Source organism: Enterococcus sp. C63 (assembly GCF_040887215.1).
Taxonomy (GTDB): Bacteria; Bacillota; Bacilli; order Lactobacillales; family Enterococcaceae; genus Enterococcus_B; species Enterococcus_B hirae.
In genome coordinates this window covers 185,958-199,277 of sequence record NZ_JBFOFI010000004.1, presented here as the reverse complement: position 1 = coordinate 199,277, position 13,320 = coordinate 185,958, and the positions used below count along the sequence as shown (strand labels likewise).

Genomic DNA, 13,320 nt, shown 5'->3' with positions numbered 1-13,320 from the left:
CCTTCTACCACGAAATTGTGTGAACTTCACTTTCCAATGCTTCCTGCCATTTCTTAGTTGTTAGGTCAATCATCGTCAGAGATAATCCTTGCATGTCTAAAGAAGTCATAAAATCACCGACTTTATGAAATGTCACTTTGACTGCTTCTTGATCGAGTAATGATTGGACATCATTCATAAAAACAAAGAGTTCCATCAATGGCGTGCCACCCATCCCATTAACTAGCACTCCAACTTCTTTTGGTTTCTCTGGGTAGTCAGCTAAAATTTTTGTTACTAATTCTTCAGCTAATACTTTAGCAGGTTGCAACTTTTCTCTACGATAACCAGGCTCGCCATGGATCCCTACTCCGTATTCGATCTCATCTTCGGCTAATTCAAATCCTGGCTTTCCTACTTCAGGAACCGTGGCCGCACGCAATGCCACACCAATCGTCTTGATCGCTGGAACTAGTCTATCTCCTAGTTCCTTCAATTCTTGCAAGGATGCACCTTTCCTAGCGGCATCCCCTAAGATTTTATGCACAAGAACTGTTCCAGCCACTCCACGTTTTCCAGCAGTATATGTGCTATTTTCCACCGCAATGTCATCATCCACTACAACACTTTCTACTTCAACCCCTTCCATAGCCGCCATTTCTTTAGCCATGTCAAAATTGAGTACATCTCCTGTATAATTCTTGATGATCAATAAAACGCCTTTTCCTTGATCCGCTTCTTTGATAGCTATCTGAATCTGATCAGGTGTCGGTGAAGTAAAAACATCTCCTAAAACTGCGGCACTCAACATCCCAGCACCAACAAAACCTGCATGCGCTGGTTCATGACCACTTCCTCCCCCAGAAACCAAGCCAACTTGTTCTACTTGATCATTTTTTGCTACTACTCGAGAATCAGCTACTTGGTGAATCATTTCTGGATAACTTATCACTAAACCAGACAACATTTCTTCTACGATCGTACTAGGATTATTCATGATTTTTTTCATTTCACGTCCACCCTTTCTTTCCCGCATTCTGTGCTTCCGTTAGTATTTGTTGAGGATCATCCGTGATACCTGCTGTGATCGCTCCAGCAAAAGCCCCTTCAACAAGTGGCGCATCCACAAGGTAGTATTTCTTTTGTTGGTCTTCATCCAACATTTCCTTGGCCATTTCAGCGTTCAAAACCGCACTCCCGATATCCGCAAACACAAAATACATGGCGGAATCAGCTGATTGGTTGATCGCATCGATGATTTTCATCGGATCAGAACCAATTCTTCCCTCTACTCCTCCTAAGGAAAAAAGTAACACATCTTCTGATTGTTGCATCTGTTCAATCATTTCTTTGAGTCCATCCGTTAACTGTTGACTATGGGAGACAAGTAAGATACTTTTTTTCATGCCATTTCTCCTTCTTCCTTTTGTGGTCACACCAAGTTTGCGCTTTCATTCTTTTGATCATCAACTACATTCTTTTGCATAGTTCCAGTATATAATAGAATGTCCATTTTTTGGAAATGATGCGCTGTAATTGACTAGCTAATTCCAATTGCGACTTAAGAAATAAATTTTGATATACTATTTTTAAAGAAAGGAGTGATCAAATGATCATTACAACAACAAACAACGTGGAAAATAAAGAAGTAACAGCATATAAAGGCATTGTTTTTGGTGAAGTCATTACTGGAATCAACGTATTAAAAGATATCGGGGCAGGATTTCGCAATGTTTTTGGCGGACGTTCAAAAAGCTACGAGGATGAATTGCTTGCTGCACGTGAAGAGGCCTTAGCAGAAATGCAAGAGCGTGCTCGATCATTAGGTGCAGATGCAGTCATTGGGATGAAAATGGATTATGAAGTATTGGGGAGCGATAACGGAATGCTAATGGTCACCTGTAGTGGGACAGCGGTGACAATAAACTAGTTCAGACATGAGGTTGTGAAAAGAGCGTCTTTACCTGAGCGCTCACCAAGTAAAAACTGCGACGAGTAATCGCAGGAGCATTAAGGATGAAAATCTCGAAACAGCTCCTTGAAAAATTCAGGCTTATTTCAAGGAGCTGATGTTTGAACACCGTTTAGCAAGAGGCTGTGTAAAGAAGCGTTTAGCTCCGAGCAAATAAGAGAGGATTTTTTAAAATAGCTCCTCATATTTTAGAAAATCATCGCTTATTGTTGAGGAGTTGCTTCTTGAACGCCGTTTATTCGTTTTTAGAGATACTAGAAGAGACTGAGATAGAACTCTCACTTAAAAAATATTCCGAACCTGTTCTACCAATACACCGATTCAAAAAACAGATGGATATAAAATAAGGTGTTTCCTAAAAAATATACGTAAAAACGTTAAATTTTAGGGAACACCTATGCTCTTTTTTCCTAAATTTAATTGATTATCCAAGTAAGATACTGCTATCTAATTATTTATGTACGTTGCTCTTTTCATCAATGGATTATTTTCTGTTTTACTATCTATGATTGCTGGCATTTCACCATCCGATTATCCTCTTGAAGTTCGATTCGTTTTATTGCTATTTTGCATTTGATCTTGTTTATCACCTCGGTTGCTGAGCTTTTCTACCCGCTGTTGAGCATTCTCTTTTAGTTGGTTTATCTCTTGCTTTCTCACTAGAAGCTCTTCTTTAAATTTTCCATGTTTTCCTATTCAACCTTGTACATTTCTTTCCAGGTCCTCAACCTTTTGCTCCATGACGTTTAATTTCCCACTAATTTTTTCTAAGTTACCCTTCTGATTAATATCTTCAATCAGTTGATTATTCGTATTTTTAATATCCTCAGTAACTGTTTTTACATCTTGTGTTAATTTAGTTTTTTCTCCTGTAAAGATGTTAAACAACTTCCGTACAAAAGGATTGTTGAAATCAGTGACGGCTTGGTTCTTAGTAACGAGATCCGTATCTAGTTTTTTTTATCTCGTATTTACCTCCCCAATAGATGTATCTACCTCACCTATTTCAGCTATTTGTTGATCGTCTTTTTGAACAGGCGATAGCTTTTGTTCTATTTGGCTAATCTTATCTTTAAATTGGGATTCAAAATTATTTACCTTTTTATCTAAATCATCAATTAGAGGATTATCGAGTTGTTCTGATGCTGCAGCCATTCTCTCCAGAGTTTTTTGCTATGCTGATTTTATATTGTTTACTTTTTTTATGTCTTTAGAAACTTTTTCTTTAATTCTTTTATTGTTCTCTAATGCATTATTGTATTGTTTTTGTGAACCTTCAAAAGCTTTTTGATTCGGTATAGTTTTCTCATCTGTAAACTTTTTTTGCTTCTTTAAAATTTCCCTTTAGAGTTTCTAACTCCTGATCGCTGTACCGTGCGGTTGATGGTACTTGAGTAACTTTTTTTATCGTGACTTTCCATATTTCATTCCACTCCTCTGTTTTTCGTACTAACATATGTAATACAAGCGTATTATGAGTTTATTCATGTTATTTACTAATAATTTTTTCGTTTGATAATTTTTGACGATGCCTTGCTAAGTTACTATGCCCTTGAATGTTTTTTACTATTAAGCTTCTGACCATTTTGCATGTTTAGTGAGTCCGATTGATCCAAGTATATAGTAGCTTTTTGTTGTGCTTGATTAATCTTTTTACAGATTTTTTGAGGTTTCTTCGAGTTGTCGTTAATTAGTTTTCGGGCTTCAAGTTGTAGTGGTTCTATTCCATCCTTTAGCGTTGTCACCTTCCTAATGATTTCAGCATATACTTTCATTGCATAGGGTTTAACTGCTTTTACTTTTTCCTTTTCTACTTTATCTAACTCTTTTTTGAACATTTTTATTTCTTTTTCTAAGCCTTTTTTTACTTGTTTTGCAATTTCATCTGTAGATTCTATTGTCTTAAAACGTTCCTTAAGATTATTCGGAAAGCGTGCCTTAAGTTCTTCTGGAAAACGTTCCCCAAGTTTTTCCTGAAAGCGTTCCTCAAGTTTTGCCTCAAAGCGTTTCTTAAATTCTGCCTCCCAATCCTTAGTTTTCAAGGTTGTTTGCTGTATGGGGTTCCTTGGTTGCTCTTTTTTTCCAGTAAAAAAATTAAGCAAGCGTTTGAAGAATGACGGTTTCTCACCAACTTTACTACTTAAGCTATCTACTAGATTGTTATTTACGGGTTCTAAGGAAGATGTCTTCAATTTACTAAGCTGATTCTTTCTTTCTTTTTTTATTTCTTTTTTTATTCCTTCTTTTATTTCTTTTATTTCTTCGATTTCTTCTTCTACTTCTTCTTCGATTTCTTCTTTTATGTCTTCTTCTGTTTCTTTTTTTATTTCTTTTAGTTCCTTAATAACATCCCTATTTGGAAACAAGTCTTTTATAATATTTTTTACTCTAGTCTCTGATTCCTTGATTTGTTGATCTATTTTCTCCTTTTGCTTCCGTGCGTTAGGACCAAACTCCTCAGGTTCTGGATCTCGCTTACTATCGTCAATTTCACTTTTTGGTTTTGTTTCCTGTTTTATTTCCTGTTTCTTTGGTTTGGAAGGCATCACTTTATATTCTTTTAAAAATTCATCCACCATTTCAGCGTGTTTATTTTCTGCAGCTACATGGATACTCTTCGCAACCTTAAACTCATCTGAAAAAGGTTGATATGTTTCCATATGATCCAATATCTGCCATGCACCATCAACTTTTTCTTGTTGTAAGTCAATTTCTTTTATAGCTTTATCCATCGCTTTTTTCTTTTCAGCTTCTGCGGCTAATTCTGCAGCTGATTGCTGAGTTATTCCTTCCTGAAAAACTGGCCTTCCCATTCTTATTTCACTCCTTCGTTATATTGATAAATTAAGCGTAACATGACAATAAAAACTTTATTTTTTAATAATTTCTTTGTTTGGAAATTTTTAAAAAAGTTTCATTCTTCTAGAATAAAAAGACACTTTATCGCACCATTAAAAATTCTGAGAGATCAAACTAACGTTTTTCGAAACAAGTAGCATTTAGGATCCTCTATCTGTACTTACTCGTCAGCATTTACCAATCGTTGACTTCACCTCCGAAAGCAAACAAAAAAATCAAGAAGATCAAAAGCAATTTTTGCTTTTCCATTCTTGATTTTAATGCCAATCCTATATTTTTCTTAATTACAGATTCAAAAGATGCTCCTTCAATAACAGACCACTTTTTTCTTCAGTAATCTCTTGTATCACTTGATACGTATATCATATCTTAGTAAAACATCAAGCAAGATACCGCCACATATTAGAGAGTACAAAATTTTATTCTCTATAATGTATGTACTTCTCTGCCAATTGATTGATTCGTTTGGTTATGTACTTGTTGAGATTGCCGGTTGCGATTTTTGTTATTTTTTAACAACTCCTTATTCCAAGCATTCGTTACCAATATTCTATACTTTTGATAATCAACAGATTTTTTCGGTAACTGATCCACTTTTTTTGAAGGTTCCTTATCTTTAAGTTCCAGCATCACCCAAAAACCCAATTGTTCTTTTATCTTTGGTTGTTGCTCCTTAATAAATTTTAAACTTTTCTTTATTTGAGCAGCTAGTTCATTATTAATCTTTGGATGTTCTTCTCCTGTTGGATATTTATTTTTCAGCTGTTTCAACTGGCTTTTTAAATCTGCCAATCCATTGTTAACATGATCAACTTCCTTTCTCGCCTTGATAAAAATTCTCTCAGCCTGCTCATTCTTTTCTGTTTCAATCCTTTTTCGCTCAATGAGTTCCTTTATTTTATTCTCAAAAGTTGTCGATAAGACACTTTTTTTGGCAGTGTACTTTTCTCTAGCTTTTATATGTTTTTTAGTAAATCGACTAAGAAATCGTTTTACTCTCGGCTGATCGCTATTAATCATTTTTTTCGTTGATTTTTCCCAATCCTTATGTATCTTCGCAATTTCTTGGATAATTTTTTTCACAGAATGACTTGCCTTATCACGCTCTTGTATCGTTAAGTCATATAATTGTTTAAAGTCACTGGAAAAGATATTTTGAACTTTCATATCTAATTCGGTGCTTTTATGGACTAAATATTGATACAAACCAGGTGCATTTAATTCTTCAATACGTACATTTTTATTTCCCAATTCAGCCGAAAGTTGATTGGTAAAGATATTTTCTCTTTCATTCAAATGTTTGCTTTTAGCATTTTGTTCCCTTCTTTCATTTGTTTGATTTACTGTTTCGATTACTGTTTGATCTATCGCTTTGCTTATCAGACGAATAAATCCTTGTTGATCTTTACTTTGTTCTTGCTTACGGTATTCGTCTATTTTTTGCAGATTTTGTGTTATACCTCCCACAGTACCTTTAACTTCTTCTAAATTCTTCTGTAAATTTTCTATTTTTTTCGTTAAAGCTTCCCTATTTACCTCTTTTGGTATATTTTCCTTTACTATTTCATAATTCTGATTTAAATCATTCAAAGTGGCTCCTATGTTTGCACACTTTTCTTTCCACCCCTCAAATATTTCATTACTAGAGAAAACTTCATTAAGGATATTCTCATTTCTTGTGTAAACTGTTTGTGCTTCTTCTATTTTAGAATTCATAGTATTAATTATAGCTTTTTTTGTATCTAACTCTGTTCGTAATTCGGCCTGTTCCTTAGTAAAAAAATTAATGATTTTTCTAAAGAACGACTGATCAATCGCTTTAATTTTCGATTCTATTTGTTCAGTATCTGATTGTAGAGATAACTTTTCAACATAGCTATCCAAAAAATTTTTTTTGGCTTCATCACGTTCTCTTATACTATTTAAGATATTTTTAGTTTCTTCGTCTAGTTTAGATAACTTTGTATGTGCTTCTTCCTTTTTACTTTCTAACGGGCTTAATTTGTCGATAACTTCAGTTTCTACTGTCTCATAAAGAGAAGAATCTTTTTGTTTAAAAAATTCTCGTTCTTCATCTACTGCTAAACTACCTTCTTGGACTATTGATTGAGTTTCTTGCTTACTTTCTGGTATCCTCGCTTCTTCATTATTAGGAGAATGTTTTATTTTTGCACGTTCTCTTTTATCTTGAATTTCTCTATTTGTTTCTTCCATAATATGTAAATCCCACTTTGCTTTTAAGTAGTCATTCTCTACTTTTCTTGCTTTATCATTATGAGGATGGGTTGAATAAGCGTCATAAATTGAGAAGAGCTGTGCTTTTAATTTTTTTTGCGCCTTCAATTCTTCACGACTATATTCCTTATCTGTTGCTTTAATTGGGTGTCTTAGCATCATTGCTAACTTTTCCTCTTCTTTTTCATGAATACGAGCTGCGTTTTTATAATTTTCTCCGTGAGGATAGGTAGCGTGACTATCCATTGTTTTATAGGCGTTCTCTACTATTTTTTTTTGCTTATCAATCACTGCTTTTGTAAATCCTCTACCTTCTGCTATTTCTGTCATTAGATCCCCTTCTCTTATTTGATTAATAATCTGAATGTAACACAAATGTAGAGTTTTTTTAGCCAAAAATTTCTAAATAACAGATTTTTTGTTCTATGCTAATGATATTTATTCCTAGCGACTTTCTTTATTGATGAGAATCGCTGAACCAATAACTGTTTTTTATCTTTATCTCCTCATCATTAACTACAAATATTATTTTTTCCTTCATAAAAAATATCATTCATTTGTTTTTTTGGAACAATCTTCGATGTTGAATATTTAGAATATTATTTAGCAAGTAAAAAGGATGTGATTTTTCGCCTCATCAAGCAAAAAATCACATCCATATCATGTTAGAACATCTTTTTCATTCACTTTTCCAACGATCCTTTTCAAAAACTATCTTTTAGAACAAGGATATCCGCTGTATCAGCATGAGTTTCATTCACTATTACTTCGCCAAACGGTAGATAGCATCTGCATAAATGGCAGTTGCTCTGAAAAGGTCATCCAGACTCATAAATTCGTTGGCTTGGTGCATTGTATCTGTATAGCCTGGGAGCATTGCGCCGTAAGCTACACCACGTTTCAATAGTCGGCCATAGGTTCCGCCACCAATGATTTGTTCATAGCCTTTTTCGCCTGTATGGTCTTCATAAACTTGCAATAAAGTTGCTACCAATGGATCTTCCATTGGTACATAGTGAGGTTCCATGACACGTGCGCCACGAGTAACTGTTGCTCCTTCTGCTTTCATCGTTGTTGCAATGTCATTTTCTAAGCCGTCAACGGTAACCCCTTTTGGAAAACGGAAGTTCATGTTGATATAGTTATCTTCTTCTGACCCATTTTCTTTAAAGGCAAACAATCCAGCGTTCATGGTCAATTTACCCATTTTTTCGTCTTCATGGGCAACCCCTAATTTTTCTCCATAAAAATCTTCATGGACATAGGCTGCTGCTACATGGATGAATTGTTTAGCAGAACCGATAAATTCATAATCGTCTAAGAATAATGCTAAGAATGAACCGGCATTGATCCCTGATTGAGGACTTGCACCATGTGCGCCCTTTCCGATCAATTCGATTTTCACATAGGTATTATCCGCTTCGATCGAACCACTTACTGGGTTTGCTTCAACAAAACGATAAAAAGCTTCTTCCATTTGGATCGCAGCTTCTACATTTGGTACTTCAAGAGTCGCTGTTGCTGTTCCAGGCACCATGTTTTCACGTAAACCTGAAGTAAATGTCTTCAAGACATAATCTCCTGCGTTGTCTCCTTGGAAACGTAGTGCGAAAGAAACATTTCCTTTCTCACCATTGATGATTGGAAATTCTGCATCTGGAGAAAAGCCAAAGTCAGGTTCTTCTTCATGTTCAAAGTAGTAAGCCATGTCTGCCCAACCACTTTCTTCATCACTACCAACTACAAAACGAACTTTTTTGGATAATTCCAAGTCAAGATCTTTGATGATCTTCATGGCATAGTAAGCAGCCATGCTTGGTCCTTTATCATCACTAGAACCACGAGCAAAGATTTTCCCATCTTTGATTACTGGTTCATAAGGATCTGTATCCCAACCATCCCCTGCTGGTACTACGTCCATATGACCAAAAATACCTAAAGTTTCATCACCTTCACCAAGATCAATATGTCCTGCATAGTTATCAACATTTTTTACGACAAACCCATCACGTTCGCCATAAGCCAACATATGTTTTAGCGCATCTCGAGGTCCAGGTCCAAAAGGTGCATCAGGAGTTACTTTTGAATCATCCCGTTCACTGTTCACACGTAAAAGATTTTTTAAATCTTCAAGTAGTTCTTCTTTACGTGCTTCTACTTCTTTTTGCCAATCGATTGTCATAAAATCAATCCTCCACTCATTAAGTCTACCTGTCCATCATACCATAAATCCTGCCAAAAAAACGTGCAAAAAAATTTGTGGTTCCTTAGCCAAACGGTATTTTATTTAAAAATACTCAGTTATAATACAAGAAAGGAGGCGGAGAAATTGTTAATAGATAGCGATTTATTACAAAAAGTAATTCAACCACGCCCAGAAAAGTCACATAAAGGAACATTCGGTCGTACTGTCTTGATTGGCGGTAACCATCAATTTGGTGGTGCGATCATCATGAGTGCACTAGCGGCTGTACACAGTGGCGCAGGATTAACGACTGTTGCTACAGACCAGCGGAATCAAGCACCGCTTCACACCCATTTACCTGAAGCCATGTGCATCGACTGGCAAGAAAAAGAACAACTGTTAGCAGTGATGGACACGGCAGACGTTCTATTGATTGGTCCAGGATTAGGGGACTCCTCATTGAGTTTAGAATTATTAGCATTCACTTTAGCACATCAAAAAAGCCATCAGTGGTTAGTGATGGACGGTTCAGCATTAACATTATTCGCTAAAGAAAATCTAACCCTCCATTTTCCCGAGCAAACCGTCATGACTCCTCATCAAATGGAATGGCAAAGAGTAAGCTCACTTAAGATCGAGGAACAAACACCTGAGAACAACCGCAAGCAGCAAGCCAAATTAGGCGCAACGATTGTTTTAAAAAGTCATCGAACCACGATCTACGGGCAACAAGAATGTTATCAAAATACTACTGGCTCTGCCGCAATGGCCACTGGAGGTACTGGTGATACATTAGCTGGTATGATCACTGGATTCTTGGCACAATTCCCTAAAAACGATGAAACGATCGCAGCAGCTGTCTACCTGCATAGTTTTATTGGGGATCAACTGGCAAAAAAACAATATGTTGTTTTACCGACACAAATCAGTCAAGCAATCCCTCAATGGATGCACTATTTTAGTCAGAAAAAAGATAGAAACAAGGAGTTCTAATGATGGAAAAATTTACTGGGTACATTCGTGAGCCGTTTTACTATGAAACCGATCAAATGGGGATCATCCATCACAGCAACTATATCCGTTGGATGGAAGAATCTCGTGTTGCTTTATTGGATCATTTAGGTTTCAGCTATACAAAAATTGAAAAACTAGGGGTGATCATCCCTGTTTTAGAAGTCACTTGCCAGTACAAAGAAATGATTCGTTATGGTGAAACTGTTCGTATTTTGCCTAAAATCGAACAATATAGTGGCACAAGATTAAATTTTAGTTATGAAATCTACGGTTTAGATGACGGAAAATTACGAACAACTGGCTCTAGCAAACATTGTTTTTTACTCGCTGACAATCAGAAGTTAACCAAACTTGAACGGGTAAATCCTGCATTAGATCGCTTATTCCACGAGTATGCACAGTTGGATAGCTGAAGAATAGTCTTTAACTCTTGTATTTTTTAGGATTTCCATTACGGATTTTCTTAAAAAAAATCAAAAAAGCTGCCTTTTTTCTTGTGTTGGCTTGATTCATCCGTATAATAAAATAAAAAGCAGGTGATCATCATGTATGTTGTGAAAGTATTGCACGGTTACATTGATAAAACAGGCTGCCGCACAAGAGAAAAAAATCCAGATAACTTATTGATTTTCAAAGAAAAAAAAAGCATCAGAAGCTTTTGCTAAATCGATCGGAGGGCGTGTCAAACAACTGCACGAAGTACGCCCTGATTGAAATAAAACCTCAATCATTAGTTAGTCAACATGGTTGAGGTTTTTGCTTGTCCAAAAAATTTCTTTAAAAAACGAGCTTACCAAAAAGAGTGATCCTTTTGGTAGGCTCGTTTTTCTTACTATTTTCTCTCTTCTATCTTGAGAGGGTTAGTTTGTCACCAGTTAATTGAATATTAACAGCATCTACTATTTTTCCTTCTTTTGACAAAACAGCAATATTTATGCCCACTTTATTTCTTGCAACATTTATATCGCCCACTTTTATCGCAGCAAACTGTTGGTCAGCATACGGTGTAAAACTTGAAGATACTGAGATCTCTTTCCCATTGATTTCTTGGCTAACAGAATTATAGTTCTTTGTCTGTGAAAATTCAGGATTTTTTCCTAACAGACGGATACCCGAAAAATTCCAAGAACTTTCTGAATCCCCATTTTTAAACTCAGGGAACAGCTTACGGATCTCTTCAGCTAACTGCTGGTTCATTTGTGCCTTGTCTCCTGCACCTGCCATCACAACCAAATAATCAGTTTGACTTAATGCTTCAAAATAGGTGTTAGCATTCCAAATACTCATCCATTTTGGATCTCCCTGTTGATAGATTGTTTCCCAAGCCTCTTTTGGTACTGAATGAATGGACTCTAAACCAAAATATTTTGCATTCGCTCGATTGACTTGTTTCGTTATATCCGTTTTTACGTGGGATAGTCCTCCCGAGTAAGCAGTATGACCAGTTTGATTATAAATCGTAAAGTTGGCAATCACCGGATTCAAATTCCCTTGTTTTTTTTGCTCTCTGACGTAATGGTATTGTTGATTGATCTCTCTATAAGAAAGTGCTATGTCATTGACTCCTAAAGCAAAAGTAAATAGAAATTGGGTAATCAATACGCCACTAATCACCCCATAAAACGCTCCCTGGGTAGATTTCAACACTTTATCTGGCCATTCAAACGCCATCGCCATAATGATAAATAAAACACCACCAAAAAATGATCTTCCCCAATCAAGTCCAGCTGGTGAAAGAGATAATACATAGATCGTGGCTATCCCTGCAAAGAGATAGATATAGGATAGTCTCAACCATTCTTTGTGTTTACTAAAGAAAATTCCCAACACGATCAGAACCGCCATCAACACAAAAAGAGCTAAACTATTTTCATATAGCGTTTTTGTGATTGAAAAAACGCCCGAATACAATTTCCGAGGTAAAGACCACTGGCTACGAGCAAAATAAGTAGCTCGAACAGCATTTCCAGGGGCTGTTACCATCATGAATAAGCCAAAAATTGCTCCTAACAATCCTGTGAACATCCATGGTCGTAAAGGCTTTTTCTTTTGATAATAAAAATAGAGGTAGCCAAGAACGATCAAGATCATACCACCAGAAGTGTTTTCATTACACCAGCCAGCTAAGATTCCTAAAATGAGTAGCAATATGCTATTTACTATAGGATTAAAAGACAATTCTTGCTCTTTCTCATAATAGCGGTGGTAAAGAAATAGGAAACTGACAACGATGATACCTCCCCATAAATAGTTAGCAGCACCAGTTTCCCATAAAATTGTTTGACCGAAAGCTGGGACAAATAACCATAAAAATACATTAATTAAAAAATATTTGAAGGAATAAAACGTAGTATTATCTTTTGTGGTCATTTTATAAATCAATAATGTCAATAAAACATAGATCAGTGGATTGACCAAATTAAATACTGTTTTAGGCATCAACAAAAATAAACGTGCAATGATATGGACAACGGATCTTCCCGTCCAAGTCATATATTGTGTGTATTCATCATGTAAAATAGACGAAAAACTACTTGTTTTATACATATACTCAATATCATCCGCAATTAACGGTGTCAAAAAGTTTAAAACAACCATGATAACATAGGCAGAAATAAGAACTAAAATTTTTTTATTATTGCGGATAGTCTCTTTTATTTGTTTCACTTCGCTCCTACTTTCTTCTTAAATTTTGCTATAAAAAGGGTTCCTGTGATTCACAAAGAAAATTATAGCATTTTTTGATTCAACTTACATTCTTACTTTTGTATTCGACTGCCACATAGATCAAATAAGGAAAAAACCATCAGTAATCATGAATGCGCGTCATGAACGAATACTCAAAGGACTAACCCTATTCTCCGACCCTGAAAAAGGGAGATAAAGACAAAGCACCTGACCTGTTCGTTATTCGAAATAAGACAGCATAAGCAAGATTATCGTAATAGCAAGAGGTTGAGACTAAATTGTTTAGCATCAGAAATAAGAAGGAATTTCCGGTAAATTTCGGACTTATTTTTCTAAGATGCTGCTTTTGTCTCACCGTAAACAAGAGGACGTCTTGTCCTAAGTATAA

General features: G+C 35.8%; 10 protein-coding genes. 3 read left to right on the top strand and 7 right to left on the bottom strand.

All coding sequences use genetic code 11. The annotated features are described in order from the left end of the window. Nucleotides 1-4 precede the first annotated feature (4 nt). Together dhaK and dhaM are read right to left on the bottom strand one after the other, a co-directional pair. On the bottom strand, nucleotides 5-988 hold the full coding sequence (dhaK, locus tag AB3H90_RS08140; RefSeq protein WP_368016527.1) for a dihydroxyacetone kinase subunit DhaK: 984 nt from the start codon (nucleotides 986-988) through the stop codon (nucleotides 5-7). A gap of 1 nt (nucleotide 989) precedes the next feature. Further along, nucleotides 990-1,385, bottom strand: a complete 396-nt coding sequence (gene dhaM, locus AB3H90_RS08135; RefSeq protein WP_010736909.1) for a dihydroxyacetone kinase phosphoryl donor subunit DhaM — start codon at nucleotides 1,383-1,385, stop codon at nucleotides 990-992. Between the two features lie 203 nt (nucleotides 1,386-1,588). Here dhaM and AB3H90_RS08130 point away from each other — a divergent pair, with 203 nt between their 5' ends. Then, nucleotides 1,589-1,909, top strand: coding sequence for a putative heavy metal-binding protein (locus AB3H90_RS08130; RefSeq protein WP_010720273.1), 321 nt, complete (start codon nucleotides 1,589-1,591; stop codon nucleotides 1,907-1,909). 1,002 nt (nucleotides 1,910-2,911) lie between these two features. On the opposite strand, the gene AB3H90_RS08125 is transcribed toward AB3H90_RS08130, so the two are convergent. The 4 genes from AB3H90_RS08125 to pepV all read right to left on the bottom strand — a co-directional run bounded on the left by AB3H90_RS08125 (nucleotide 2,912) and on the right by pepV (nucleotide 9,227). Continuing rightward, nucleotides 2,912-3,106 carry a hypothetical protein gene (locus tag AB3H90_RS08125; RefSeq protein WP_034699314.1) on the bottom strand — a complete coding sequence of 65 codons (195 nt, stop codon included), beginning with the start codon at nucleotides 3,104-3,106 and terminating at the stop codon, nucleotides 2,912-2,914. A 389-nt stretch (nucleotides 3,107-3,495) separates the two neighbouring features. Next, nucleotides 3,496-4,764, bottom strand: coding sequence for a hypothetical protein (locus tag AB3H90_RS08120; protein WP_368016526.1), 1,269 nt, complete (start codon nucleotides 4,762-4,764; stop codon nucleotides 3,496-3,498). 472 nt (nucleotides 4,765-5,236) lie between these two features. Then, on the bottom strand, nucleotides 5,237-7,375 hold the full coding sequence (locus tag AB3H90_RS08115) for a hypothetical protein (RefSeq protein WP_368016525.1): 2,139 nt from the start codon (nucleotides 7,373-7,375) through the stop codon (nucleotides 5,237-5,239). A gap of 433 nt (nucleotides 7,376-7,808) precedes the next feature. After that, on the bottom strand, nucleotides 7,809-9,227 hold the full coding sequence (gene pepV / locus AB3H90_RS08110; RefSeq protein WP_368016524.1) for a dipeptidase PepV: 1,419 nt from the start codon (nucleotides 9,225-9,227) through the stop codon (nucleotides 7,809-7,811). Between the two features lie 147 nt (nucleotides 9,228-9,374). On the opposite strand from pepV, the gene AB3H90_RS08105 reads away from it, so the two are divergent. Continuing rightward, nucleotides 9,375-10,223, top strand: a complete 849-nt coding sequence (locus AB3H90_RS08105; protein ID WP_284613281.1) for an NAD(P)H-hydrate dehydratase — start codon at nucleotides 9,375-9,377, stop codon at nucleotides 10,221-10,223. 2 nt (nucleotides 10,224-10,225) lie between these two features. Next, nucleotides 10,226-10,657, top strand: a complete 432-nt coding sequence (locus tag AB3H90_RS08100; protein WP_284613282.1) for a thioesterase family protein — start codon at nucleotides 10,226-10,228, stop codon at nucleotides 10,655-10,657. 433 nt (nucleotides 10,658-11,090) lie between these two features. Here the strand turns inward: AB3H90_RS08100 and AB3H90_RS08095 are convergent, their stop codons facing one another. Next, nucleotides 11,091-12,911, bottom strand: coding sequence for a DUF6056 family protein (locus AB3H90_RS08095; protein ID WP_368016523.1), 1,821 nt, complete (start codon nucleotides 12,909-12,911; stop codon nucleotides 11,091-11,093). Between the last annotated feature and the right edge of the window lie 409 nt (nucleotides 12,912-13,320).

Excerpts from the sequence above, each read along its gene's own strand:
- dhaK (WP_368016527.1), bottom strand. The coding sequence starts at position 988 with ATGAAAAAAATCATGAATAATCCTAGTACGATCGTAGAAGAAATGTTG.
- dhaM (WP_010736909.1), bottom strand. The coding sequence starts at position 1,385 with ATGAAAAAAAGTATCTTACTTGTCTCCCATAGTCAACAGTTAACGGAT.
- AB3H90_RS08130 (WP_010720273.1), top strand. The coding sequence starts at position 1,589 with ATGATCATTACAACAACAAACAACGTGGAAAATAAAGAAGTAACAGCA.
- AB3H90_RS08125 (WP_034699314.1), bottom strand. The coding sequence starts at position 3,106 with ATGGCTGCAGCATCAGAACAACTCGATAATCCTCTAATTGATGATTTA.
- AB3H90_RS08120 (WP_368016526.1), bottom strand. The coding sequence starts at position 4,764 with ATGGGAAGGCCAGTTTTTCAGGAAGGAATAACTCAGCAATCAGCTGCA.
- AB3H90_RS08115 (WP_368016525.1), bottom strand. The coding sequence starts at position 7,375 with ATGACAGAAATAGCAGAAGGTAGAGGATTTACAAAAGCAGTGATTGAT.
- pepV (WP_368016524.1), bottom strand. The coding sequence starts at position 9,227 with ATGACAATCGATTGGCAAAAAGAAGTAGAAGCACGTAAAGAAGAACTA.
- AB3H90_RS08100 (WP_284613282.1), top strand. The coding sequence starts at position 10,226 with ATGGAAAAATTTACTGGGTACATTCGTGAGCCGTTTTACTATGAAACC.